Origin of the sequence: Rahnella inusitata (assembly GCF_965118895.1) — a bacterium.
In the GTDB taxonomy this organism is placed as follows: domain Bacteria; phylum Pseudomonadota; class Gammaproteobacteria; order Enterobacterales; family Enterobacteriaceae; genus Rahnella; species Rahnella inusitata_A.
Window position 1 is genome coordinate 1 of sequence record NZ_CBCPJJ010000026.1, and the last position, 24,596, is coordinate 24,596.

At 50.8% G+C, this 24,596-nt stretch carries 20 protein-coding genes; 12 read left to right on the top strand and 8 right to left on the bottom strand.

Translation table 11 applies throughout. The features are described from left to right. Nucleotides 1-77: 77 nt before the first annotated feature. Together mobB and mobA are read right to left on the bottom strand one after the other, a co-directional pair. Nucleotides 78-608: a molybdopterin-guanine dinucleotide biosynthesis protein MobB gene (gene mobB / locus ACMHLI_RS20960; protein ID WP_413531151.1), complete on the bottom strand. Its 531-nt coding sequence runs from the start codon at nucleotides 606-608 to the stop codon at nucleotides 78-80. Then, nucleotides 605-1,192: a molybdenum cofactor guanylyltransferase MobA gene (gene mobA, locus ACMHLI_RS20965; protein WP_413531152.1), complete on the bottom strand. Its 588-nt coding sequence runs from the start codon at nucleotides 1,190-1,192 to the stop codon at nucleotides 605-607. Before mobA ends, mobB begins: the two co-directional genes overlap by 4 nt. A gap of 152 nt (nucleotides 1,193-1,344) precedes the next feature. Here mobA and ACMHLI_RS20970 point away from each other — a divergent pair, with 152 nt between their 5' ends. The 4 genes from ACMHLI_RS20970 (at nucleotide 1,345) to polA (ending at nucleotide 6,557) form a co-directional block, all read left to right on the top strand. Next, a complete protein-coding gene (locus ACMHLI_RS20970; protein ID WP_413531153.1) occupies nucleotides 1,345-1,614 on the top strand; it encodes a YihD family protein in 270 nt (89 codons plus the stop codon). 92 nt (nucleotides 1,615-1,706) lie between these two features. Further along, a complete protein-coding gene (locus ACMHLI_RS20975) occupies nucleotides 1,707-2,693 on the top strand; it encodes a serine/threonine protein kinase (protein ID WP_413531154.1) in 987 nt (328 codons plus the stop codon). Between the two features lie 45 nt (nucleotides 2,694-2,738). Continuing rightward, entirely contained in the window at nucleotides 2,739-3,362 is a 624-nt protein-coding gene (gene dsbA, locus ACMHLI_RS20980) for a thiol:disulfide interchange protein DsbA (protein WP_056777623.1), read from the top strand. A 390-nt stretch (nucleotides 3,363-3,752) separates the two neighbouring features. Continuing rightward, the gene (gene polA, locus ACMHLI_RS20985; protein ID WP_413531155.1) at nucleotides 3,753-6,557 is read left to right on the top strand and encodes a DNA polymerase I; all 2,805 of its coding nucleotides are present in this window, start codon (nucleotides 3,753-3,755) and stop codon (nucleotides 6,555-6,557) included. A 373-nt stretch (nucleotides 6,558-6,930) separates the two neighbouring features. Here the strand turns inward: polA and yihA are convergent, their stop codons facing one another. Beyond that, nucleotides 6,931-7,575 carry a ribosome biogenesis GTP-binding protein YihA/YsxC gene (yihA, locus tag ACMHLI_RS20990; RefSeq protein WP_413531156.1) on the bottom strand — a complete coding sequence of 215 codons (645 nt, stop codon included), beginning with the start codon at nucleotides 7,573-7,575 and terminating at the stop codon, nucleotides 6,931-6,933. 585 nt (nucleotides 7,576-8,160) lie between these two features. On the opposite strand from yihA, the gene yihI reads away from it, so the two are divergent. Further along, nucleotides 8,161-8,712 (top strand): Der GTPase-activating protein YihI, encoded by a 552-nt coding sequence (yihI, locus tag ACMHLI_RS20995; protein ID WP_413531157.1) that lies wholly within the window; start codon nucleotides 8,161-8,163, stop codon nucleotides 8,710-8,712. A gap of 187 nt (nucleotides 8,713-8,899) precedes the next feature. After that, entirely contained in the window at nucleotides 8,900-10,273 is a 1,374-nt protein-coding gene (gene hemN, locus ACMHLI_RS21000; protein WP_413531158.1) for an oxygen-independent coproporphyrinogen III oxidase, read from the top strand. Nucleotides 10,274-10,342: 69 nt separating this feature from the next. Here hemN and glnG read toward each other — a convergent pair whose 3' ends face one another. The 3 genes from glnG to glnA all read right to left on the bottom strand — a co-directional run bounded on the left by glnG (nucleotide 10,343) and on the right by glnA (nucleotide 14,489). Next, nucleotides 10,343-11,755, bottom strand: a complete 1,413-nt coding sequence (gene glnG / locus ACMHLI_RS21005; RefSeq protein WP_413531159.1) for a nitrogen regulation protein NR(I) — start codon at nucleotides 11,753-11,755, stop codon at nucleotides 10,343-10,345. Between the two features lie 7 nt (nucleotides 11,756-11,762). Beyond that, nucleotides 11,763-12,812 carry a nitrogen regulation protein NR(II) gene (glnL, locus tag ACMHLI_RS21010; RefSeq protein WP_112289289.1) on the bottom strand — a complete coding sequence of 350 codons (1,050 nt, stop codon included), beginning with the start codon at nucleotides 12,810-12,812 and terminating at the stop codon, nucleotides 11,763-11,765. A gap of 267 nt (nucleotides 12,813-13,079) precedes the next feature. After that, entirely contained in the window at nucleotides 13,080-14,489 is a 1,410-nt protein-coding gene (gene glnA / locus ACMHLI_RS21015) for a glutamate--ammonia ligase (RefSeq protein ID WP_112165209.1), read from the bottom strand. Nucleotides 14,490-14,928: 439 nt separating this feature from the next. Between glnA and typA the strand changes: the two genes are divergently transcribed. From typA to fabY, 5 genes are all read left to right on the top strand, one after another. Then, nucleotides 14,929-16,752 (top strand): ribosome-dependent GTPase TypA, encoded by a 1,824-nt coding sequence (gene typA / locus ACMHLI_RS21020; RefSeq protein ID WP_413531160.1) that lies wholly within the window; start codon nucleotides 14,929-14,931, stop codon nucleotides 16,750-16,752. A gap of 164 nt (nucleotides 16,753-16,916) precedes the next feature. Next, nucleotides 16,917-17,504, top strand: a complete 588-nt coding sequence (gene yihX, locus ACMHLI_RS21025) for a glucose-1-phosphatase (protein WP_413531161.1) — start codon at nucleotides 16,917-16,919, stop codon at nucleotides 17,502-17,504. An 11-nt stretch (nucleotides 17,505-17,515) separates the two neighbouring features. Then, nucleotides 17,516-18,385, top strand: coding sequence for a virulence factor BrkB family protein (locus ACMHLI_RS21030; RefSeq protein WP_112165203.1), 870 nt, complete (start codon nucleotides 17,516-17,518; stop codon nucleotides 18,383-18,385). Between the two features lie 18 nt (nucleotides 18,386-18,403). After that, the gene (gene dtd, locus ACMHLI_RS21035; RefSeq protein ID WP_413531162.1) at nucleotides 18,404-18,841 is read left to right on the top strand and encodes a D-aminoacyl-tRNA deacylase; all 438 of its coding nucleotides are present in this window, start codon (nucleotides 18,404-18,406) and stop codon (nucleotides 18,839-18,841) included. Nucleotides 18,842-18,875: 34 nt separating this feature from the next. After that, nucleotides 18,876-19,808, top strand: coding sequence for a fatty acid biosynthesis protein FabY (gene fabY, locus ACMHLI_RS21040; protein WP_413531163.1), 933 nt, complete (start codon nucleotides 18,876-18,878; stop codon nucleotides 19,806-19,808). Between the two features lie 77 nt (nucleotides 19,809-19,885). Here the strand turns inward: fabY and ACMHLI_RS21045 are convergent, their stop codons facing one another. Together ACMHLI_RS21045 and ACMHLI_RS21050 are read right to left on the bottom strand one after the other, a co-directional pair. Next, nucleotides 19,886-21,577: an AsmA family protein gene (locus ACMHLI_RS21045; RefSeq protein WP_413531164.1), complete on the bottom strand. Its 1,692-nt coding sequence runs from the start codon at nucleotides 21,575-21,577 to the stop codon at nucleotides 19,886-19,888. A gap of 150 nt (nucleotides 21,578-21,727) precedes the next feature. Then, on the bottom strand, nucleotides 21,728-23,122 hold the full coding sequence (locus ACMHLI_RS21050) for a nucleobase:cation symporter-2 family protein (protein ID WP_413531165.1): 1,395 nt from the start codon (nucleotides 23,120-23,122) through the stop codon (nucleotides 21,728-21,730). A 238-nt stretch (nucleotides 23,123-23,360) separates the two neighbouring features. On the opposite strand from ACMHLI_RS21050, the gene gltS reads away from it, so the two are divergent. After that, the gene (gltS, locus tag ACMHLI_RS21055; RefSeq protein ID WP_413531166.1) at nucleotides 23,361-24,572 is read left to right on the top strand and encodes a sodium/glutamate symporter; all 1,212 of its coding nucleotides are present in this window, start codon (nucleotides 23,361-23,363) and stop codon (nucleotides 24,570-24,572) included. Nucleotides 24,573-24,596: the final 24 nt, after the last annotated feature.

Consider the following 24,596-nt stretch of genomic DNA (forward strand, 5'->3'; position numbering starts at 1 on the left):
AAGTGGAAAGCCCTGTACGAAAGTACAGGGCTTTTTGCTGTCTGGAATTTGAGGGAGAATTGGCAAATAAATACATTCTATTTGCTCTGGTTTTCCAGCCATGTAACGATAAATTCTCCGATTTCATCAATCTTATTAAGATCAAGTATCTTAATTGATTCCATGACGAGGGCTGGCAAACGATTAGTGGCCACGGCGATGACATGAGAATCGATGAGCCGCTCTAAAGATCTGCCGTTTTCCTCTCTGTGCAGCACAATTTTGTCGATTTCTTCATGTTTAAATCCTTCGACCAAAACCATATCCAGATTACTACGATCAAAACGCGATGCCAGATACCCAAGATCAGGAGCTTCCTGTTGTGGTGTTTCTGTCATTAAGGCCCATCGATGACTGCTAGCGACCATCGTCTGGTCCGCTCCTGCCTTTCTTAGCTCAAAACTGTCTTTACCGGGCGTATCGACGTCGACCTCATGATGAGTGTGCTTTATCAATCCGGTGCGGATACCGCGCTGTCTGAGATAAGGAATTAGCTGTTTCAGTAATGTTGTTTTACCTGTTCCACTGTATGCAACTATGCCAAGAAGTGGGATATCCGCTTTTTTCATTGTGGATGCCCTATCTGGTTGTTCTGCCAAAGTAAAACATCTCCCTGAGTATTGAGATTGGAGAACTGTGAAGCATCCTGAAATAAAACGGTTTTAGCATCAATATTATTGAAGAAAATCATCACTTTCCGGTCACCGTTTTCCAGATATGTTTTTAGTGTCGGGATAAGGCTACGGTTTAGCAAACAAAGAGTAGGGTGCTCGCGCACGGGATCTCGCGCATAGGCAGCTTGCTGGCCTGCAATTTCCGCCAGAAAAGCATTTGCTAAGTTGTATGGGAATCCAGGGACATCACAAGGTACGAACAACACCCATTCTGTTTTGCTTACTGTTAAAGCGGCCAACATCCCGGCGAGAGGGCCAGAGAAATTCTGGATAAGATCAGGGACAGTCCGGAAATCTTTGCCGTACCGGTCTGTGTTCTGATTGCAGCTGATCAGGATCTCTCCCACCTGCGGACGAAGCCTTTCAGCGATGTGTTCAAAGAGAGGCTTACCGTTAACCTTAACCAGCCCCTTATCCTCTCCCATTCTGCTCGACAGGCCACCGGCTAAAATGACGCCGGTAATACAACTGCGCTCCATGATATTCCCCTGCTAAAGTCTCAGTATTCTGGCCATTGTAACGTCTAACTTCCAACTCAAGCAGGTTTAACTTTGCCGCAATAAGCTTGTTCTTTCCCTAAGGAAATAACCCTGTTATTTTTAAGGTCTGATAAATATGGAAAGAGAACATCATGAAAGAACATCGCGTAAACGAGTTGATTGAGTTAATACACCCAGCATGGAAAGAAGACTGCGACCTTAACCTGATGGAGTTTATTCAGAAACTGGCGGGAGAGTGCGGATATCAGGGACCATTAACGGAATTGAGCGACGATACCTTGATTTACCACCTTAAAATGCGTGGCACTGACAGTTCAGCGGAAATCCCAGGTATGAAGAAAGACTATGAGGATGATTTTAAAACTGCGCTTCTGCGCGCCCGCGGCGTGATTAAAGATTGATGTAAACTTATGTGAACTTCATGCGAACCGCGAAAAATAGATGATACTATTTCCCATTGTCATTTTTCTGCGCGGCCAATCCGAATGAAGTTATGAATAATTCAGCTTTCAATTTTCAGGCATTGTCGCCGGATCTTATCCTTGATGCGCTAGAGAGTGTCGGACTGCGCGCAGACTCCGGCCTCACTGCATTAAACAGCTATGAGAATCGGGTATATCAGTTTCTCTGCGAAGACAGAAAACGCTATGTGGTGAAGTTCTATCGTCCGGAACGTTGGACTGAAGAGCAGATTCATGAAGAGCACCGTTTTTCACACGATATGTCTGAGGCTGAAATACCTGCAGTAGCCCCGCTTACCATCAATGAAAATACTTTACATCACCACCAGGGTTACATGTTTACTGTGTTTCCCAGCGTTGGTGGCCGTCAGTATGAAATTGATAATCTCGATCAGCTGGAGTGGGTTGGACGTTTCCTGGGGCGTATTCATCAGGTTGGTAGAGAAAGTCTCTTTACTGCCCGCCCGACGATAGGGTTGGACGAGTATCTGGCCCAGCCGCGTGAAGTTCTCGCGCAATGCTCATTGATCCCCAAAACCCTGCGTGAGCCATTCTTACTGGCAACAGATGATCTGATCAACACGACAAAAGAGTGTTGGCATACCGACTGGCAGCCGCTGCGTCTGCATGGCGATTGCCATCCGGGCAATATTCTCTGGCGTGATGGCCCGCTTTTTGTCGATATGGATGATGCACGCAATGGCCCCGCTATACAGGATCTCTGGATGTTGCTTCATGGTGATCAGAGCGAACAGCGCCTTCAGTTAGATGTCTTGCTGGAAGCGTATGAAGAATTCGCAGATTTTGATGCCCGCGAACTTGCATTAATTGAACCGCTGCGCGGGATGCGAATGGTCTATTATCTGGCCTGGGTAGCTCGCCGTTGGGAAGATCCTGCGTTCCCTAAAAGTTTTCCATGGATGACGGACGAAGACTTTTGGCGAGGTCAGATTGCTGCTTTTAATGAGCAAATTAAGAAACTAAAGGCACCTCCTTTGCAGTTGATGCCAATGTATTGAGTCATGATTAACGTCGAAATTTAATTAATTGGAGATAGGCTTTATATGAAAAAGATATTCCTGGCACTGGTTGGTATGGTTATGGCCTTCAGTGTATCTGCGGCACAATTTTCTGATGGTGCGCAGTACGTAACTTTAGATAAAACCGTTGCTAATGAGCCACAGGTACTCGAGTTTTTCTCATTTTATTGCCCACACTGTTATCAGTTTGAACAAGTCTGGCATGTTTCTGACAGCATCCGTAAGAACCTGCCTAAAGATGTTAAATACACCAAATATCACGTCGAATTCTTGGGTCCTTTAGGCAAACAATTAACTCAGGCGTGGGCTGTGGCCATCGCGCTGGGCGTAGAAGATAAAGTCAGCCCACTGATGTTTGATGCCGTACAGAAGCAACAGTCTGTGCAGAATGCTGATGATATTCGTAAAGTCTTTATTCAGGCAGGTGTGAAAGGCGAAGATTATGATGCAGCACTGAACAGCTTCGTGGTGAAATCTCTGGTTGTACAACAAGAGAAAGCTGCCGCTGACCTGGGTCTGCAAGGCGTTCCCTCTGTATTTGTAAATGGCAAATATATGGTGAAAAACGACGGCCTGGATACCAGCTCTATGGATATGTATGTCAAACAATATTCAGATGTGATCAATTTCCTCGCGACCAAAAAATAAGATTTTATCATCCCAATGCCAGCTAACAAGCTGGCATTATATCCTTCCCAAAATGGATGTTTAACCTTAAGAAAAAACCTGAAGTATAAATGATTTTAATAATGTTCCTCTTCCAATGAATATTACTATCCACAATACCTATTAAGTTTCTATTACATCAGAGTCTCATGTGAAAACACGATAACCTGATGATAGCAGTAGTTAAAATTAGCGATTATTTTCTCAACATCTTCAACCAATCAATTCTAATAAAAACTATTCACAAACTTATCCACAGGATGATCCTTCGAGATCTTCCGCAAGTTTGCAATGAATTTCCTTCGCAAGGTTCGTCTTTCCCGCCGGCTATGGCATCCTTAGAGCATGTCTGATCACGAATAAAGAAGAGTTATGGCCCAGATAGCAGAAAACCCATTGATCCTGGTAGACGGTTCGTCTTACCTCTACCGCGCTTACCATGCGTTTCCCCCGTTGACCAACTCCCAGGGTGAACCGACGGGCGCGATGTACGGCGTGCTGAATATGTTGCGCAGTTTGTTGCTGCAATACACGCCGAGCCATGTTGCTGTGGTGTTTGACGCGAAAGGCAAAACCTTCCGTGATGAACTCTTTGATCAGTACAAATCTCACCGTCCCCCAATGCCTGACGATCTGCGTTCGCAAATTGAACCCCTGCACCAGATGGTAAAAGCGATGGGATTACCGTTACTGGTGGTGTCGGGCGTAGAAGCGGACGACGTGATTGGCACACTGGCACTTGAAGCTGAGAAGGCTGGTCATGCCGTGCTGATAAGCACCGGCGACAAAGACATGGCGCAACTGGTCACGCCGGGTGTGACGCTGATTAACACCATGAACAACGCGGTCCTCGGGCCTGATGAAGTCGTTGAAAAATATGGCGTGCCCCCGGAACTGATTATCGATTTTCTGGCCTTGATGGGTGATTCCTCGGACAATATTCCTGGTGTGCCGGGCGTTGGCGAAAAAACTGCACAGGCATTATTGCAGGGGATTGGTGGACTTGATGCGCTGTATGCCGATCTTGATAAAATTTCTACATTAAGCTTCCGTGGTTCTAAAACTATGGCAGCGAAACTGGCTGATAATAAAGACGTTGCTTACCTCTCTTACCAGCTGGCGACGATCAAAACTGACGTCAAACTCGATGTAACCTGCGCCGAGCTGACAGTCTCTGAGCCGGACGCCGATGAACTTCATCAGCTGTTTGGCCGTTATGAATTCAAGCGCTGGCTGGCTGATGTTGAGTCTGGCACGTGGTTAAGCGGCAAGAAATCGGCGACTAAAACGACATCCTCCGCCAAAAAAGGCGCAGCAGCAGATGATCTACCCGACGCTGAACCTGTCGAACGTAACCAGCTAACTCAGGACGGCTACGTCACCATTCTCGATCAGGCCACGCTTGATGAGTGGATTGGCTACCTGAAAGCGTCGGAAGTTTTTGCATTCGATACTGAAACCGATGGTCTGGATACGCTGACCGCTAATCTGATTGGCTTATCGTTTGCGACCGAAGCGGGTAAAGCGGCTTATCTTCCCGTCGCACATGACTATCTGGATGCGCCGCTGCAACTGGATCGCACGGACGTACTGAAACAGCTCAAGCCTTTGCTGGAAGATGAGAAGCAGTTGAAAGTCGGACAGAACCTGAAATTCGATCGCGGCATCTTGCTGCGCTATGACATCGAAATGAAAGGAATTGCGTTTGACACCATGCTCGAATCCTACGTGCTCGACAGTGTTTCAGGTCGGCATGATATGGACAGCCTGGCAGATCGCTATCTGGGCCATAAAACGGTCGGTTTCGAAGAGATCGCCGGCAAAGGTAAAAACCAGCTGACTTTCAACCAGATCGCGCTTGAACAGGCTGCGCCTTATGCAGCGGAAGATGCCGATGTCACGCTACAACTGCATCAGACACTCTGGCCGCGTATTCAGGAAAGCGAATCGCTGAAGAAAGTATTCACCGATATCGAAATGCCGCTGGTGCCCATTCTGTCTCACATTGAACGTACTGGTGTCCTGATAGACCAGCATATTTTAGCTGCCCATTCCAAAGAACTGGCTATCCGCCTGAATGAACTGGAAAACAAAGCGCATGAGCTGGCGGAAGAACCTTTTAACCTGTCGTCGACTAAGCAGTTGCAGGCCATTTTGTATGAAAAACAAAAGCTGCCGATACTGAAAAAAACGCCGGGTGGTGCACCTTCGACAAACGAAGAGGTACTGGCTGAACTGGCACTGGATTATCCACTGCCGAAAGTCATTCTTGAGTATCGCGGTCTGGCGAAGCTGAAATCCACTTACACCGACAAACTGCCGTTGATGATCAATCCGCAGTCTGGCCGCGTACATACGTCTTATCACCAGGCTGTCACGGCGACCGGACGTCTGTCATCCAGTGATCCAAACTTGCAAAATATTCCGGTGCGTAATGATGAGGGCCGTCGTATCCGTCAGGCATTTATTGCGCCGAAAGATTACTGCATTCTGGCTGCCGACTACTCCCAGATCGAATTGCGCATCATGGCGCACTTATCGAAAGATGAGGGGCTGCTGAAAGCCTTTGCTGAAGGGAAAGACATTCACCGGGCCACAGCCGCGGAAGTCTTTGGCACGCCGCTGGAGAGCGTCACCGGCGAGCAGCGTCGTAGTGCGAAGGCCATCAACTTCGGCCTGATTTACGGCATGAGCGCATTTGGTCTCTCGCGGCAGCTGAACATTCCGCGTAAAGAATCCCAGCGTTATATGGATCTCTATTTTGAACGCTATCCGGGCGTTCTCGAATATATGGAACGCACGCGGACGCAGGCTTCTGAACAGGGCTACGTTGAAACACTCGACGGTCGCCGCTTGTATCTGCCGGACATTAAATCCAGCAACGCCATGCGTCGTAAAGGGGCCGAGCGCGCCGCAATCAATGCCCCGATGCAGGGAACGGCTGCTGACATCATCAAGCGCGCGATGATAAACGTCGCGGACTGGCTGAAACAACCTGATGCCCCGCGTGCCCGCATCATTATGCAAGTACACGATGAACTGGTTTTTGAGGTTCACAATGACGACGTTGAGGCTGCAAGTGAGAAAATCCGCAATCTGATGGAATCGAGCATGGAACTGGCCGTTCCGCTGAAGGTGGATGTAGGTACTGGCGAGAATTGGGATCAGGCTCACTAAGTGGATAGTTATTAAGCTTTTTTTGTAATTAAGCTACAGGATTATAGGTTCAGACCATGAAGGTGATCGCATAATCCTCGATTATTGTGTAAGTAAACTACAAAAAGTTCTTTTTCCCCGTCATGAAATAGGGTAAAGTTTCTCTCGTAGGGTACAGAGGTAAGATGTTCTATCTTTCAGACCTTTTACTTCACGTAATCGGATTTGGCTGAATATTTTAGCCGCCCCAGGCATTTATGTCTGGGGCGTTTTTTATTGTACTTTTCACAGGATCTCCGGTCGGTATTGCCTCTGATCTCTGTCCGCCAGCCAAAAAAAAGGGTGACCCGATGGCCACCCGTGATGTTCTTTACTTACAGCTTTTCCCTGCGGCTTATTCGCCTGAAAGTTCGTCTTCCAACACTTCTGGCGGAATTTCACTGAACCAGGTGTTCAGCTTGTCATTGAGTTTATCCACACCCATTTTCTTCGGTGAAGAGAACGCTTCAACCTGGATGTCACCCATAAATTCTTTCACCGCTTCACGGACCATTTTGACTTGCGCCTGACGTGCGCCCGAGGCCAGTTTGTCGGCTTTGGTCAGCAGCAACATCACCGGCGTACCGACATCAACAGCCCACTGAATCATCTGCTGATCAAGATCTTTAAGCGGGTGACGGATATCCATCAGCACCACCAGCCCTTTCAGCGAGTTACGCATCTGCAGGTATTCGCCCAGCGAGCGCTGCCATTTGCGTTTCATTTCTTCCGGAACTTGCGCATAGCCATAACCCGGAAGGTCGACCAGGCGGATACCTGGCTCCACTTCAAACAGGTTAATTAATTGCGTACGGCCAGGGGTTTTACTGATACGCGCCAGACTTTTCTGCTGGGTCAGCGTATTCAGCGCACTGGATTTGCCGGCGTTTGAACGACCAGCAAATGCGACTTCAATGCCTGCGTCACTCGGCAGATGCCGGATATCCGGGGCGCTAAGGACGAAATGGGTCATATGATAGTTGTAAGTTTGGCTGGTCAAAACGTGCGTCTCCGTGGGGATTATGTATCTGGCTGACTGGCGATTATAACTGCAACTGCGCCTGGATACGTTCAGTGTTTTTACAATCCGAATGATGATGCGAAGGGACCACAGAGATGAAGGCGGAGGAAAATGGCCTTCATGATGTAAGACATTTGCTATTCATAATGCGGGTAATTTCGCTTATTGAGTCGCCGTATTTTTTAATTCACTTTAGATTCAATGCGATAAAAATAAAGCACTGGTTGTAAGCAAAAGACGACAGGGCAGTATCTTGAGCCTTTGCGGCGATAGGGTAAAGTATTTCTTACGCAATGAAGGCAAGAATGGAAACATGGATGACAAGAGCCTTCAGGGAATACAGGAAATGCAGGGCGCTTTAAGGATGAACGGGGCTGGAGGCCCTGAAAGGCAAAGGAAAAACCGGGACGTTGACGCTATACAAGGAAAGTGTTTGATGGATATCCTTCGCACGAAGGAAAGAAAAAGGCAGCAAGGTCCACTTGCTGCCTTTTTTCTTTGGTCGCTTTCTGCTAGATTCCGCCGCAAATCTATACTAAATGTACACACCTAAGAGCAGAAGCCATGAAACAGCCAGCGAAAGCCCCGCGCGCCAATACCGCGACAGCTAAACCGAAGAGAAAAAAGAATCGCGTCGAGCTCGATATTGAAGCGCGTGAACGCAAGCGTGACAACCGCCGCCGCGGCCGTAAGGCAGGTTCCCGTGCGAACCCGGATGCAAACCAAAATCAAAGCGGTGCAGCAGCGAAGAAAACCGATCCGCGCATCGGCAGTAAAAAAGCTGTGCCATTGATCGTTGAAACCGTCATGAACAATGCACCGAAAGCGAAGAAAGCCGCGCAGCCAGTGCAAGATCCGAAACCAAAAATGACGCCGGAAGAAGAACTGACGTTGCTGGAAAATGATCAACGTTTGGATGGTTTGCTGGATCTTATCGATGACGGCAAAGCGCTGAGCGCTGAAGATCAGGCTTATGTTGATCAGACGCTGGATCGCATCGATGTTCTGATGGAATTGCTGGGTATCGAACTTGGCGATGACGAAGATGATGAAGAAGAAAAGAACGAAGACATGATGCAGCTGCTCAAGCGCGGGAACCCCACAGACGGTTTCTAAGCCATGAGCTGGGTCATTCCGGCAATAGCCTTACTCTTTGCATGTTATCTGCTTTGGTTATTCGGTAAACTATGGCGGTTATCGAAAACCAAAGCACGTTTGCGCAGAGCGACCTTTGCACGGCAGGCCAAAAGCCTGCCGGTAAGGCGAACCGGTAGCATCCGACGCCGGAAGGAGTGAGTCACCCATGTCAGAACAGACAACCGTCTGGGATTTAGCGCTGATCCAGAAGTACAACTATTCGGGTCCGCGATATACTTCCTACCCAACAGCACTTGAATTCAGCGAAAGCTACGACGACGCAGCCTTTGAAAAAGCCGCTGCCCGTTATCCCGAGCGTTCCCTCTCGCTTTATGTGCACATTCCGTTCTGCCATAAGCTCTGCTACTTCTGTGGCTGTAATAAGCTGGTCACCCGTCAGCAGCACAAAGCCGAAGAATACCTGAACGTACTCGAGAAAGAGATCCGCCACCGTGCGCCGCTCTTTAAGGGCCGTCACGTCAGTCAGCTCCATTGGGGCGGTGGTACACCCACTTATCTGACTAAAGCTCAGATAAGCCGTCTGATGGCCCTTCTGCGGGAACATTTCACTCTCCTGCCGGATGCGGAGATGTCGCTGGAGCTTGATCCGCGTGAAATAGAGCTGGATGTGCTGGATCACCTGCGCAACGAAGGCTTCAATCGTCTGAGCATGGGCGTGCAGGATTTCAACAAGGAAGTGCAGCGTCTGGTTAATCGTGAGCAGGACGAAGACTTCATTTTTGCTCTGATCGAACGTGCGCGCGCGCTGGGTTTTAACTCGACCAATATCGATCTTATTTACGGCCTGCCAAAACAAACGGCTGAAAGTTTTGCCTATACGCTGCAACGCGTCGCCGCGCTGAATCCCGATCGCCTTAGCGTATTCAATTACGCCCACATGCCGACTCTTTTCGCCGCTCAACGCAAAATCAAAGATGCCGATTTGCCCGGTGCTGAAGAGAAACTGAGAATCCTGCAGGAAACCATCAGTTCACTGACAGAATCCGGTTACTGCTTTATCGGTATGGATCACTTTGCCCGACCGGATGACGAACTGGCGATTGCGCAGCGCGAAGGCAAATTGCACCGCAATTTTCAGGGTTACACCACGCAGGGTGACAGCGATTTGCTTGGGATGGGTGTTTCTGCAATCAGCATGTTGGGCGATACCTATGCGCAAAACGAGAAAGACCTGAAAACTTATTACGCGCGGGTCGAAGAGCAGGGAAATGCGCTCTGGCGGGGTTTGGAAATGACCGACGATGACTGCCTGCGTCGTGATGTGATCAAAGCACTGATCTGCCATTTCGAACTGGATTTTGCAGATATCGAGAAACGCTATGGTATTCCGTTCAATGAATACTTTGCCGAAGACTTAGCGTTGCTGGTGCCGCTGGCAGAAGACGGACTGGTGGAGGTGAGTAAGAAACATATTCAGGTCACGCCGCGCGGACGCCTGTTGATCCGCAATATTTGCATGTGTTTTGATATCTATTTACGCCGTCAGGTTCGCCAGAAGCAATTCTCCCGCGTGATCTGACCTGCAAACTCAGCGTTTCCCCAAACAAAAACAGCCGCTTTTGCGGCTGTTTTGCTTTTGACGCGGATGTTATTCCATGCCCAGTTCTTTCAGTTTACGTGTCAGAGTATTACGCCCCCAGCCCAGTAAACGAGCGGCTTCCTGCTTGTGGCCTTGCGTATGGCGCAGCGCCGTGGTCAGCAAGGTGCGTTCCATTTCAGGCTGCGCTTCTGATAGCAGGTTTTGATGACCGGAACGCAGCGCGCGATCCGCCCATTGTGCCAGCAGCGTTGCCCAGCTGTCCGGCAAACTCTGCCCGCCCGCTTCGGGCGCCGAGGTTTCGAACAGCTCGCTCGGTAAGTCCTGAATCAGCACTTCCTGACCGGCCGCCATCACGGTTAACCAGCGACAGGTGTTCTCCAGCTGGCGCACGTTACCTTGCCACGGCAGACGCGTCAGTGCAGTTTCTGTTTCCGGATGCAGATTCTTCGCTTCTACGCCAAGCTCTTTCGCGGCAACTTGCAGGAAATAGCGTGCCAGACGCGGAATATCTTCACGACGTTCACGCAGCGGTGGCAAATGCACGCGGATCACATTCAGACGATGGAATAAATCCTCACGGAATTTGCCTTCCTGAACCCGAAGTTCCAGATTCTGGTGTGTCGCTGCAATGATTCGTACATCGACTTTCACCGGCGCATAGCCACCGACGCGGTAGAACTGACCGTCTGCCAGCACGCGCAGCAGGCGGGTTTGTACGTCGAGCGGCATATCGCCAATCTCATCGAGGAACAGTGTGCCGTTATCAGCCTGCTCAAAACGCCCCTGACGAACGGTATTCGCGCCGGTAAATGCGCCTTTCTCGTGGCCGAACAGTTCCGACTCGATCAGGTCTTTCGGGATTGCGGCCATATTTAACGCGATAAAAGGGGCTTTAGCGCGCGGGCTGTGGCGGTGAAGAGCATGAGCAACCAGTTCTTTACCGGTGCCTGATTCGCCGTTGATCAGGACGCTGATCGACGAGCGGGACAGGCGGCCTATGATGCGGAAAACATCCTGCATGGCTGGCGCTTCGCCAATAATGTCAGCCGTCGGACCGCTGGCGGGCTGAGTGCGCGCCGGTTGTTGCTGTTCCTGGTAATGACTGATGGCGCGTTCTACCAGCGCTACGGCTTCATCAATGTCGAACGGTTTTGGCAGATAATCAAACGCACCTTGCTGATACGCGCTGACGGCAGCATCCAGATCGGAATGCGCTGTCATTATGATGACCGGAAGCATCGGATGGCGCTGTTTAATCTGTTTCAGCAGCGCTAAACCGTCCATGCCGGGCATGCGGATATCTGATAACAAAACGTCAGGGGTTTGAGTCGCAATGGCTTCCAGCACTTCATTACCGCTGTCAAACGTAGTGCAGTGCAAACCTGCCCCAGTGAGCGCACGTTCAAGTACCCAGCGGATGGAGCTATCGTCATCGACGATCCAGACTATCCCTCGTTGCATAAGAACCTCACTGGCGAATAGGCAGGAAAACCGAGAATTCGGTATGTCCTGGCCAACTGTTAAATTCAACTTTACCCGAATGCTGATCAATCAAACTGCGCGCGATGGACAGGCCCAAACCGGTGCCCCCCTCGCGGCCACTGACCATGGGGTAAAAAAGGGTGTCCTGCAAATGGGCCGGTACGCCGGGGCCGTCATCTTCAATATCGATACGGGCCGCCAGACGATAACGCACGCCATGTAACGTTATCTGGAAAGCAGTGCGCGTACGCAGTGTAATTGTGCCGCCTTCCTCCCCGAGTGCCTGCAGAGCATTGCGGGTGATGTTCAATAAAATTTGTTCAATCTGATCGGGGTCATGCGCCAGTTCTGGCAGGCTTGGATCGTAGTCCCTCACGAGCTGAACGTTATCCGGCTTCTCCATCGACACCAGCTGGCAAACACGTTCTGCAACCTGATGAATGCTTTGCGTGACGTGCTGACTTGGGCGCTGAGGCCCCAGCAAACGATCAACCAGATTACGCAAGCGGTCGGCCTGCTCAATAATGACTTTGGTGTATTCCAGGAGCGCCGGATCCGGGAGCGCTCTGGATAACAACTGAGCTGCGCCACGTAATCCACCGAGCGGATTTTTAATTTCATGCGCCAGACCGCGGATTAAATCACGCGCGGCAACTTGTTGAGCATGCTGCAATTGTTCCTGGCTCAGCCTGCGCTGATTATCCATTGGGGCCAGTTCCACCAGAATGAAACCTTCCGGCAGCATCTGGGCAGTCAGTGACAGCACATGCGCGCGGCCATCCACCACCAAAGTGACTTCGCTGTCTGTAAAGCCCTGTCCGGCCGTCAGACTTTCACGCATCAACTCGATATTCAGCGAAAAATATCCCACCAGCTCTGGCAAAGGTGTGCCAAAAAGTTTGCGGGAACTTTGCGCCAGCAGCTGCTGAGCCGCCGGATTGGCGTAGTGCACCGCCAAATCGTCGTCCAACAACAGAACGCTGTTGATTAAGGAATTCAGGATCTGCCCAGCATCGGGCAGTTTGCCAGTTGCCATACCGCAGTCTCCCGCACCGGATGGGTGCATTTTATCTCGTTACCCGGCAGATTCACGGGCCAGAGGGGTTAAGCAGGAAAGAGTGTGGAGAAAAAAGCCCATCCGGAGATGGGCTGAAAGTTTCCACGGCAACAAATTAAATCGTCTTACTTGATTTTGACGCTGAAGGTTTTCTCACTACCTGACCTTCAGTCGGGTATTCCGCTCAGCGCCTGTACGAAGACGGGCGCTGAGTTCAGCTCTAATCGAAGAGTAGATGCTGATTTATTAAACGCTGTAGTACAGTTCGAACTCAACCGGGTGCGGAGTCATGCGAACACGGTCCATCTCTTCTTTACGCAGAGCAATATAAGCATCGATCGCGTCATCGGTGAACACGCCGCCACGGGTCAGGAACTCGCGGTCTTCGCTCAGGCAGTTCATCGCTTCTTCCAGTGAGCCTGCAACTTTTGGAATTTCTGCTTCTTCTTCCGGTGGCAGGTCATACAGGTTTTTATCCATCGCATCACCAGGATGGATTTTGTTGATGATACCGTCGACGCCAGCCATCATCAGTGCAGCGAACGCCAGGTATGGGTTAGCCGCTGGATCAGGGAAACGTGCTTCGATACGCATCGCTTTAGGGCTTGATACGTGTGGAATACGGATGGATGCAGAACGGTTACGCGCAGAGTACGCCAGCATTACTGGAGCTTCGTAGCCCGGGACCAAACGCTTGTAGGAGTTGGTAGTCGGGTTAGCGTAGGCGTTGATCGCTTTAGCGTGCTTGATGATACCGCCGATGTAGAACAGTGCCATTTCAGACAGGCCGCCGTATTTGTCGCCAGAGAACAGGTTATTACCGTTCTTGAACAAGGACATATGGCAGTGCATACCGGAACCGTTATCGCCAAACATTGGTTTTGGCATGAAGGTCGCGGTTTTGCCAAATGCGTGAGCCACGTTGTGAACCACGTATTTGTAGATTTGGATTTCGTCAGCTTTCTTGGTCATTGTGTTGAAGCGGGTTGCCACTTCGTTCTGACCAGCAGTTGCTACTTCGTGGTGGTGAGCTTCAACAACCAGGCCCATTTCTTCCATGGTCAGACACATGGTAGAACGCAGATCCTGAGAGGAGTCGACCGGAGGAACCGGGAAGTAGCCACCTTTTACTGCAGGACGGTGGCCTTTGTTGCCGCCTTCGTATTTAGTCGCAGAGTTCCATGCGCCTTCGATATCATCGATAGCGACGTGAGAACCGGAGATGCTGCTGCCAAAACGCACATCATCAAACAGGAAGAATTCTGGCTCTGGCCCGAACAGAACGGTGTCCGCGATGCCGGAAGCCCGCAGGAAATCTTCTGCACGCTTAGACGTTGAACGTGGGTCACGGTCATAACCTTGCAGCGTTGTTGGCTCAAGGATATCGCAACGAATGATCAGTGTGGTTTCTTCAAAGAATGGGTCCAGAACAGCAGTGCTGGCATCTGGCATCAGAACCATGTCAGATTCGTTAATGCCTTTCCAGCCACCGATTGAAGAGCCATCAAACATTTTACCTTCTTCGAAGAAGTCGGCGCTAACCTGGTGTGCAGGAATGGTGACGTGCTGTTCTTTGCCTTTGGTATCAGTGAAACGTAAATCTACGAATTTCACTTCATGCTCATTCAGCATCGTCAAAACGTGTTCAGCGGACATACTAGTTCTCCCGAATTTCTCATTATCGTCGTGGAACGAATAACCATTTTTTGGTCTTTAGTTGGAAATAACAGCCTTACTGGAACTGGCGTGTGGCCTAAACAGCACTATTATTGTCTGATAAGACTCTTTTCACCCTGTAAAAGGTATAGCGAAAACTGTGCCAACTTTGAGAAAATGCAAACAACGCCATTTTACAGGGCTCTTGCTCTCAATAAGTATGCACCATAACGGAAGTTATGCACTACAATGGTGCTAATCGTGAGATGTAAAGCACCAAAGTGGTGCGTCATATTGGTTCAGTGTTCTTTTTGCACCGTGAAAGGGATCACAAAGTAACCATCCTTAAGTTGTTTCAACAAGATCCTTGTGATCTTGTTTAGAACCTCGCTTAATACGTGTACAATAGCGCGCTATTTCTAATGCCTGAGGCAAAGCTGTGATCGAAAATTTGCGTAACATCGCCATTATTGCCCACGTTGACCATGGTAAAACCACCCTGGTCGACAAGCTGCTGCAACAATCCGGTACTTTCGGAGAACGTGCAGAAGCTACCGAACGCGTAATGGACTCCAACGATTTGGAGAAAGAGCGTGGGATTACCATCCTCGCAAAAAACACCGCCATTAATTGGAAAGACTACCGCATCAACATCGTGGATACCCCAGGACACGCCGACTTCGGCGGTGAGGTTGAGCGTGTGATGTCAATGGTCGACTCGGTGCTGCTGGTTGTGGATGCAATGGATGGCCCAATGCCGCAAACCCGCTTCGTGACTAAAAAAGCCTTCGCTAATGGTCTGAAGCCGATCGTGGTAATCAACAAGGTTGACCGCCCTGGCGCGCGTCCTGACTGGGTTGTTGATCAGGTCTTCGACCTGTTCGTAAACCTGGACGCAACCGACGAACAACTCGATTTCCCAATCATCTATGCATCTGCATTGTTGGGTATCGCGGGTACCGACCATAACGATATGGCCGAAGACATGACCCCGCTGTACCAGGCGATCGTTGACCACGTATCTCCGCCACAAGTTGAGATGGAAGCACCTTTCCAGATGCAAATCTCTCAGCTTGACTACAACAACTACGTTGGCGTTATCGGCATCGGCCGTATCAAGCGTGGTACTGTTAAGCCTAACCAACAGATCACTGTGATCGACAGCGAAGGCAAAACCCGTAACGGTAAAGTCGGTAAAGTTCTGACTCACATGGGTCTTGAGCGTATCGAAGCGACCGTTGCTGAAGCGGGCGATATCATCGCAATCACCGGTCTGGGTGAACTGAACATTTCCGACACTATCTGTGACCCGGCAAATGTTGAAGCACTGCCAGCGCTGAGCGTTGATGAACCCACCGTGACTATGTACTTCAACGTCAACACCTCTCCGTTCTGTGGTAAAGAAGGCAAGTATGTGACTTCACGTCAGATCCTTGATCGTCTGAACAAAGAACTGGTACACAACGTGGCATTGCGCGTTGACGAAACTGAAGATGCTGATGCATTCCGCGTTTCAGGCCGTGGTGAACTTCACCTGTCGGTTCTGATCGAAAACATGCGTCGCGAAGGTTTCGAGCTGGCGGTTTCCCGTCCTAAAGTAATCAACCGTAAAATCGATGGCCGCATGCAAGAGCCATTCGAGAACGTGACACTGGATATCGAAGAGCAACACCAGGGTTCTGTTATGCAGGCCATGGGTGAGCGCAAAGGCGATGTCAAAGACATGATCCCAGACGGTAAAGGTCGTATCCGTCTTGATTACCTGATCCCGGCACGTGGCCTGATCGGCTTCCGTACTGAATTCATGACCATGACTTCAGGTACCGGTCTGCTGTACTCCACATTCAGCCACTACGATGATGTTCGTCAGGGTGAAATCGGTCAGCGTCAGAACGGCGTGCTGATTTCTAACGGTCAGGGTAAAGCCGTTGCGTTCGCACTGTACAGCCTGCAAGACCGCGGTAAATTGTTCCTGGGCCACGGCGCAGAAGTGTATGAAGGCCAGATCATCGGTATTCACTCACGTTCTAACGACCTGACTGTGAACTGTCTGACCGGTAAGAAACTGACCAACATGCGTGCGTCTGGTACTGACGAAGCAACGACTCTGGTTCCTGCTATCAAAATGTCTCTGGAGCAAGCTCTGGAATTCATCGATGATGACGAACTGGTCGAAGTGACTCCTCTGTCTGTGCGTATCCGTAAACGTCACCTGACTGAGAACGATCGTAAACGTGCAATGCGTGGTCCTAAAGAAGCGTAATCTTCTTTAACGTAAAGCCGTTACACAGAAACAGGGTGCCTTTGGTACCCTGTTTTTTTTATGTTTTTTTTCTGCCCCTGCGCGTCATCCCGCAATTCTGTCACTGTTCAGCTGTACGTTTTACCGCTAAAGTTAACAGTCATCTTTGAAATCAGGAGCGTGCAATGCTGTACATTTTTGATATGGGAAACGTCATTATTGATATTGATTTCAAACGTGTTCTTGGCGTATGGAGCAATTTCAGCGGAACGCCGCTTGCGACGCTAACTGAGCGATTCTCAATGGGCGAAGTCTTCCAGAAGCACGAGCGGGGTGAAATCAGCGACGAAGAGTTTGCCGCCGAACTCTGCCATGAATTGGGTATCGCGCTGAGCTTCGAACAGTTCAGCCTTGGCTGGCAGTCAGTGTTTGTTGGCTTGCGCCCTGAAGTGATTGAGATCTTCAAAACGCTGCGCCAGCAGGGGCATCGCGTGGTGGTCTTATCGAATACTAACCGCCTGCATCTGGATTTCTGGCCGCAAAATTACCCTGAAATCGAAGCCAACACCGACGCCATTTATCTCTCACAAAACATCGGTATGCGAAAACCTGAGCCGGGCATTTTCCAGCATGTTCTGGCACATGAAGGCATCAGTGCTGGTGACGCTGTGTTCTTTGATGATGTGATCGAGAATATCGAAGCGGCACGTGCCGTGGGGATTGAATCCGTGTGGGTGGAAGATAATCAGACAGTACCGAAGTACTTTTCCTGAAGGATGTTGTGATGCAGAAACGGGCACTGAGCCACTACCCGAAATCATGCTGGAAATTTACGCGCCTTCTTCTGCGGCGTTCAGATAAAGATGGCCTGACGCTTCTGGCGGGCCATTTAGCCTATGTCTCTTTGCTTTCTCTCGTGCCGCTGATCGCGGTGGTTTTTTCGCTGTTCGCCTTATTTCCGGTTTTTTCGGATATCAGCGCGCAGCTCAAAACCTTTATTTTCTCTAACTTCATGCCTGCGACCGGCAATACCATCCAGCGCTATCTCGAACAGTTTGTGGCGAACTCCAGCAAAATGACCGCCGTGGGCACCTGCGGCTTAATCGTTACCGCGCTGCTTTTGATAGCCTCGGTAGACAGCGTCCTGAACAAAATCTGGGACAGCAAAACTAAACGCCCGATCGTATTCTCCTTCGCCGTGTACTGGATGGTGCTGACGCTCGGGCCTATCCTGCTGGTCGCCAGCGTGGCCATCAGCTCCTATTTGCTATCGCTGAACTGGCTGAATATCAGCGGCGTACATTCGCTGATTGACCATGCTCTGCGCATTCTGCCATTGCTGATTTCATGGATATCTTTCTGGCTGTTATATCAGGTTGTGCCGACGGTCAGAGTACCGGCGAAAGATGCGCTGATTGGTGCGCTCTTCTCGGGGGCATTATTTGAATTAAGTAAGAAAATCTTTGCTTTATATATCCAGCTTTTCCCGTCCTATCAGCTGATTTATGGCGTACTGGCGGTGATCCCAATTTTATTTCTTTGGGTCTATGTCAGCTGGTGTATCGTGCTTTTGGGAGCAGAAATCACCGTGACGCTCGGCGAGTTTCGTTCCCTGAGAAAATTGCAGTCTGCTCAAGATGTGGCAGCAGAATAATCAGTCAGAAGGATGTTTATGATTGCGTTAATTCAGCGGGTGTTAAATGCCAGCGTTACCATTGATGGCGACGTCTGCGGTGAGATCGGGCCGGGATTGCTGGTGTTACTGGGTGTCGAACAGGGAGATGATGAGCAAAAAGCCAAACGCCTGTGTGAACGGGTGATCGGGTACCGGATATTCGGTGACGAAAATGACAAAATGAATCTAAACGTCCAGCAGGCGGGGGGAAGCCTGCTGGTCGTATCGCAGTTTACGCTGGCGGCGGACACGCAAAAAGGCATGCGCCCCGGCTTTTCACGCGGCGCAGAGCCGCAGGAAGCCGACCGTCTATATCAGTATTTCTGCGGGCAGTGCCGTGAAAAAGGTATCGCTACCGAAACCGGCCGCTTTGCTGCGGATATGAAAGTGGCGCTGGTGAACGACGGGCCGGTGACCTTCTGGCTACAAGTCTGATCGAAAAGGCATAAACGCCGGAGAGAACACAATTATGTATCACCTGAGAGTACCGACGACCGAAAAAGAACTGGCCGACTATTACCGATTTCGCTGGGAAATGCTGCGCAAGCCATTGCGTCAGCCCGAAGGTTCAGAGCGCGATGCTTACGATTCCATTGCGCATCATCAGATGGTGGTGGATGAACAGGGCTGCCCGGTCGCTGTGGGCCGTTTATATATCAATGCCGACAATGAGGCCTCTATCCGCTTCCTGGCGGTTGACCCGAACGTGCAGGATAAAGGGCTGGGAACGTTGGTGGCGATGACCCTGGAGTCTGTGGCGCGTCAGGAAGGCGTTAAGCGCGTGGTGTGTAGTGCCCGTGAAGACGCCGTAGAGTTTTTTGCCAAACTGGGTTTCATCAATCAGGGAGAAATTACCACGCCGCAAACCACGCCGGTGCGACACTTCCTGATGATCAAACCGGTTGAAACGTTGGATGACATTCTCCATCGCCCCGACTGGTGTGGTCAGCTGCAACAGGCCTGGTACGATCATATTCCTCTCAGTGAAAAAATGGGCGTGCGCATCAGCCAGTACACTGGCCAGCGGTTTGTTACCACGATGCCGGAGAACGGCAATCAGAATCCGCACCACACGCTGTTTGCGGGTAGTTTATTTTCACTCGCGACGCTGACCGGCTGGGGGCTGATTTGGCTGTTGCTTCGTGAACGTCATCTTGGCGGGACTATTGTTCTGGCCGATGCGCATATCCGCTACAGTTCGCCTGTGACCGGCAGGCCGCGTGCGGTGGCCGATCTCGGTTCAGTTAGTGGCGATCTGGACCGCCTGGCGCGCGGGCGTAAAGCACGCGTGCAGCTTGAAGTGAATTTGTACGGCGATGAGGCCGAAGGCGCAGTATTTGAAGGTACTTATCTTGTTCTGCCGGCAGCTCCCGGTGCGCCGCTGGAACCTGCAATTAACTAATTTTCAGCCTAAATATAAGCGCATAAAAAAGCACCGCGATGGCGGTGCTTTTTCTTTTCAGAAAACAGTGCTGGCAGTTACGGTGTTACTGCGCCGGAAACCAGTCCGTTCAGCATTCTCTGATTGATAATCTGACCGTTGGCGCCGTTCACCTGAAGTGTGCCATTGAGCGTGGGCTTGTAATCCACGTTAGCCGGCATCTGCCCTTGCAGATTGAGCTGCATGTTGGCGTTACCGTCAAGCTGCAGATGCGGCCATCCCCAGTTTTCCAGTTGATTAGCTGGCACGGCGCGCCCGGTCATTTTCACCGAGAACTGGCGCTGTGGTTGCTGATCCACCGTCCCGGTGGCTTCCAGCAATCCTTCTTTAGTGAACGCGCTCAGCTCAGAAATATTCACCTGACGGTCACTGGCCTCCAGCGTAATGGAAGGGCGGCGCACGTCGTTCCGGTTGAACGTCGCTTCGCTGGCGTTCAGATTCAGCTTACCATTCCAGATCCCCCACTGGTGATTACGCGCCAGCAGCAGATTGTTACCCAGCCCATCCAACGCCGTTAGCTGGAAGGGGAACTGTGGATTGATATCAATGATCAGATTTCTGTTGGCAATAAACCGGCCAATCGAGATTTCAGCCAGGGAATCCGGCAGTGGCTGTAACCAAAGTTGTCTCCAGTTTTGCGGCAGCGTGTATTCCAGCCCGGCGACAGAAAGCTCATCAAGTTGCAGGCGTTTATTGGCGCGGAGCCAGTTGCCGGTGGTACGCAACAAACTGCGCTCCCAGCGTGCCGTAGCCTGCTTGATAGAAATGCCTTGCGCAGTCAGATCGAGATTGATGATCGGATCCTGAATATGCAAATTGCCGTTAATCATATCAGTCGCGTTTAGCGAGATTTCGCCGTCATTGCTTTGCCAGTCGCCTTTTTCCAGCGTCACATCCTGTACGGAAAGATCAACATCGCTGAATGCCCAGTCGGTTCCCTGCAAACGGGCGTCGATCAGATCAAGCCGTTCGATGGTGACTTTTGGCAGCGTCTGGAAATCATCGAAAAACTCAGAAAGCGATTTGGATGTTTGCAGGCGCACATTGCTCAGGCGCAGGTTTTCGATATTCCAGCTGCCATCCGCTGCCTGAGTGGCTTTGCCGGTGAGCTGACCGCGCGCTAAATCACCCCCAAAATTGCCCAGCGTGAGAATTTTATTATTCAGGTTACCCTGAATCAGGACGTTTTCGGCGGGAAGCCCGTTGACGGTAAGGTTCGCCGCACTGAGCTGAAAATCCGCTTTATCGCCCAACAGCTGGAGGGGTTTGGGTTGCCATGGGGAAATCCCGGCATTGATCTGCTGACCCTGAATCTCCAGTCCGGCGGCGTTTCCGGTCAGCGCCATTTTGCTCAGTTGCAGCGTATTGGCCTGAAAAGGCAGGTTCATGGCGGAGGGGCTGACGTTCAGGCGTCCGTTAATCAGCACGACGCGATCGAAAAAGCGCGGTTCAGTAATCTGACGCCAGCTTAAATCGAGATCGACTTCACCGGCGCTGAGCGTTTCAGGCTGATTTTTCTGCCCGAAGATGACATTAGTGAGCGTCACCCGCCCCGGCGTTGACCAGTCGTGGTCCAATTTTTCGACGGCGAGCCGGTAATCACTGTTATCCGTGACCCAGGTACTGAGTTTACCCGCCGCCCAGCGGGTCTGTAATAGGACGTACACCAGCACAATCGCCAGTACCAGAAGCAGGACGAACGTCAGCAAAATTTTACCGATAAATCTCATCGTCTGGGGCCTGTAGCGTAAATTAAGGATATAGGTTCTCTGTTTATGCCGCAAACAGCGAAATTTCTCAACAGCTTAGCAGACTGCAGACAATAAAAAGCGGCAGGGGTTCCGAACCACCTGCCGCCGTTGCATGCGTATTACAGTCGGTTATGACTTTTCGTGAGGAAAAACCAAATTCAGAACAATCGCAGTAATCCCGCCCGCAGCAATCCCGGAGGAGAGCAGGGTTTTGATCCAATCTGGCGCGAATTGCAGGATCAATGGCTGCTGGGATACTCCCATACCGACTGCCAGAGACAGCGCCATGATCATAATCGCGCGGCGGTTCAGACGTTCACGGGAAACAATACGTACACCGGAAGCCGCGATGGTACCAAACATCACGATGGTCGCGCCGCCAAGAACCGGTTCAGGGATGTGCTGAACGAATCCGGCAACCGCAGGGAAAAGTCCCAGGACAATCAGCATCAGCGCCACGACAAACCCTACATAACGGCTGGCAACGCCGGTCAGTTGGATTACGCCGTTATTTTGGCCGAAGCAGGAATTCGGGAAGGTATTGAACACCGCAGAGAGCATGGAGTTCAGGCCGTTGGCCAGCACGCCGCCCTTGATGCGCTTCATGTAAAGCGGGCCGCTGACCGGTTGCTCGGAAACGTCGGATGTCGCGGTGATATCACCAATAGTTTCCAGCGAGGTGACCATAAAGATAAGCATCAGCGGGATCAGAAGATTCCAGTCAATTCCCAGACCGTAGTAAAGCGGCGTCGGGAAGGTGATCCAGCTGGTTTGTGACGAGGGTGCCACGGTCGGCAACATCCCCATCATCCATGCGGCCAGATAGCCCACTGCCATCGCAATAACCAGCGAGGCCACACGCAGGTAAGGGTTACGCTGGCGGTTGAGTAAAATAATCACCACCAGAACCACAGCGGCCAGCATCAGGTTTTTCGGTGCGCCAAAGGTGTGGTCGCTCATCGCGGCATATCCGCCACCGATGGATGTCAGACCGACCTGAATCAGCGAGAGGCCGATAATCATCACTACAATCCCGGAAACCAGCGGGGTGATCACGCGCCGGGCGAGGTGCAGGAAGCGTGAGAGAATGATTTCAGTACAAGACGCCAGCATCAGCGTCCCGAACAATGCGGCCATCATGGTCGGGACATCGGCACCGCCATTTTTCAGCGCCAGACCGCCCATAATCAGCGGCGAAACAAAGTTAAAGCTGGTGCCCTGAATCGAGAGAAGTCCCGATCCCACCGGACCCCAGGTTTTAATTTGTAAAATGGAAGCCAGACCAGAGGCAAAAAGCGACATGCTGATGATGTGCTGGGTGTCCTGCGCGGGGAGCCCCAATGCCTGACAAATCAGTAATGCCGGGGTGATCACGGCTACAAACATCGCCAGCAAATGCTGGCAGGCGGCAAATAACGTCTGAGGAATTGGGGGGCGGTCTTCGAGCCGGTAAATCAGTTCACTTTTAGTCTGGCGGGAAAGGTCGGATTGCGGTGTTTCTTGTTCTGCTGTTTGCGTACTCATGTTGTGGCATTCCAATAAGCGGCAAAGCGGGCATTTTTATTGAAATCGACAATAAAAGCAATCGTTTGCTAACACGGATTTATCGTCATTAATTTGAGTTAATGGGTTTGTTAAGCCCTGTTTTTCTTGCGTGATTTAGCGTTATTGACTTCTAATTCACCCTCTGGGGAAAAATAATGAATTGAGAAATTTATAACTCAATAATTTTATTGGATTTATTACAAGATGGAGTTCGTGAATGATTCAGCTCGATACCTACGGCACGCTGGTGGCTGCCACGCTGGTTCTCCTTTTAGGGCGCAAATGCGTTCAGTCGATTAACTTTCTTAAAAAATACACCATTCCTGAACCTGTCGCGGGCGGTTTGTTAGTTGCCGTTGTGCTGCTGATCGCCAACCGGATATTTGGCTGGGAAATTGGTTTTGATATTTCGTTAAAAGAACCTCTGATGCTGGCATTCTTTGCCACCATCGGTCTTAACGCGAATCTGGCCAGTCTGCGTTCCGGCGGAAAAAGCCTGATGCTGCTGGTGTTTGTCGTCGTCGGATTGCTGTTGCTGCAAAACGTTATTGGCATAGGCATGGCAAAAATGTTGGGAATGGATCCCCTGATGGGGCTGCTGTCCGGTTCCGTAACGCTGTCCGGCGGCCACGGTACTGGCGCAGCTTGGAGTAAGGTGTTCATAGAACGCTATGGCTTTGAGAATGCCACCGAAGTAGCGATGGCCTGTGCGACATTCGGGCTGGTGCTCGGCGGCATTATTGGCGGGCCGGTGGCGCGTTATCTGGTGAGTCACTCTTCAACGCCTAACGGCTCGCTTGATGATTCAGCCGATCCGAGCGCATTCGAAAAACCTGCAATTGGCCGCATGATCACTCCGCTGGTGCTCGTGGAGACGATTGCGCTGATCGCCATCTGTCTGAGTGCAGGCACCCGTATTTCCGAACTACTGCATGGCTCCGCTTTCGAAATTCCGACCTTTGTCTGTGTCCTGTTTGTTGGCGTGATCCTGAGTAATCTTCTCGCATGGTTGGGTTTCTACCGCGTATTTGATCGTGCGGTCTCGGTGCTGGGCAACGTCAGCCTGTCGCTGTTTCTGGCGATGGCGCTGATGAGCCTCAAACTCTGGGAAATGGCGTCGCTGGCGTTGCCGATGATGGCCATCCTGCTCGCGCAGACTATCGCGATGGCGCTTTACGCGATTTTCGTCACCTATCGCGTGATGGGCAAAAATTACGATGCAGCGGTGCTGGCAGCAGGCCATTGCGGATTTGGTCTGGGCGCAACGCCAACAGCGATTGCTAATATGCAGGCGATCACAAACAAGTTCGGTCCTTCACATCTGGCATTTTTAGTTGTTCCTATGGTCGGCGCGTTTTTCCTTGATATCGCCAATGCCATCGTCATTAAATTGTTCCTGATGCTGCCGGTCTTCCCGGCAATTGCTTAACTGCCTTAACTAAATAAGGGCACA

What these genes read in the sequence shown, in the direction of transcription:
- yihX (WP_413531161.1), top strand. Translation starts at nt 16,917, where the DNA reads ATGCTGTACATTTTTGATATGGGAAACGTCATTATTGATATTGATTTC.
- ACMHLI_RS20970 (WP_413531153.1), top strand. Translation starts at nt 1,345, where the DNA reads ATGAAAGAACATCGCGTAAACGAGTTGATTGAGTTAATACACCCAGCA.
- ACMHLI_RS20975 (WP_413531154.1), top strand. Translation starts at nt 1,707, where the DNA reads ATGAATAATTCAGCTTTCAATTTTCAGGCATTGTCGCCGGATCTTATC.
- gltS (WP_413531166.1), top strand. Translation starts at nt 23,361, where the DNA reads ATGATTCAGCTCGATACCTACGGCACGCTGGTGGCTGCCACGCTGGTT.
- mobA (WP_413531152.1), bottom strand. Translation starts at nt 1,192, where the DNA reads ATGGAGCGCAGTTGTATTACCGGCGTCATTTTAGCCGGTGGCCTGTCG.
- glnL (WP_112289289.1), bottom strand. Translation starts at nt 12,812, where the DNA reads ATGGCAACTGGCAAACTGCCCGATGCTGGGCAGATCCTGAATTCCTTA.
- dsbA (WP_056777623.1), top strand. Translation starts at nt 2,739, where the DNA reads ATGAAAAAGATATTCCTGGCACTGGTTGGTATGGTTATGGCCTTCAGT.
- ACMHLI_RS21050 (WP_413531165.1), bottom strand. Translation starts at nt 23,122, where the DNA reads ATGAGTACGCAAACAGCAGAACAAGAAACACCGCAATCCGACCTTTCC.
- polA (WP_413531155.1), top strand. Translation starts at nt 3,753, where the DNA reads ATGGCCCAGATAGCAGAAAACCCATTGATCCTGGTAGACGGTTCGTCT.
- dtd (WP_413531162.1), top strand. Translation starts at nt 18,404, where the DNA reads ATGATTGCGTTAATTCAGCGGGTGTTAAATGCCAGCGTTACCATTGAT.
- mobB (WP_413531151.1), bottom strand. Translation starts at nt 608, where the DNA reads ATGAAAAAAGCGGATATCCCACTTCTTGGCATAGTTGCATACAGTGGA.
- glnG (WP_413531159.1), bottom strand. Translation starts at nt 11,755, where the DNA reads ATGCAACGAGGGATAGTCTGGATCGTCGATGACGATAGCTCCATCCGC.
- ACMHLI_RS21030 (WP_112165203.1), top strand. Translation starts at nt 17,516, where the DNA reads ATGCAGAAACGGGCACTGAGCCACTACCCGAAATCATGCTGGAAATTT.
- ACMHLI_RS21045 (WP_413531164.1), bottom strand. Translation starts at nt 21,577, where the DNA reads ATGAGATTTATCGGTAAAATTTTGCTGACGTTCGTCCTGCTTCTGGTA.
- yihI (WP_413531157.1), top strand. Translation starts at nt 8,161, where the DNA reads ATGAAACAGCCAGCGAAAGCCCCGCGCGCCAATACCGCGACAGCTAAA.
- hemN (WP_413531158.1), top strand. Translation starts at nt 8,900, where the DNA reads ATGTCAGAACAGACAACCGTCTGGGATTTAGCGCTGATCCAGAAGTAC.
- fabY (WP_413531163.1), top strand. Translation starts at nt 18,876, where the DNA reads ATGTATCACCTGAGAGTACCGACGACCGAAAAAGAACTGGCCGACTAT.
- glnA (WP_112165209.1), bottom strand. Translation starts at nt 14,489, where the DNA reads ATGTCCGCTGAACACGTTTTGACGATGCTGAATGAGCATGAAGTGAAA.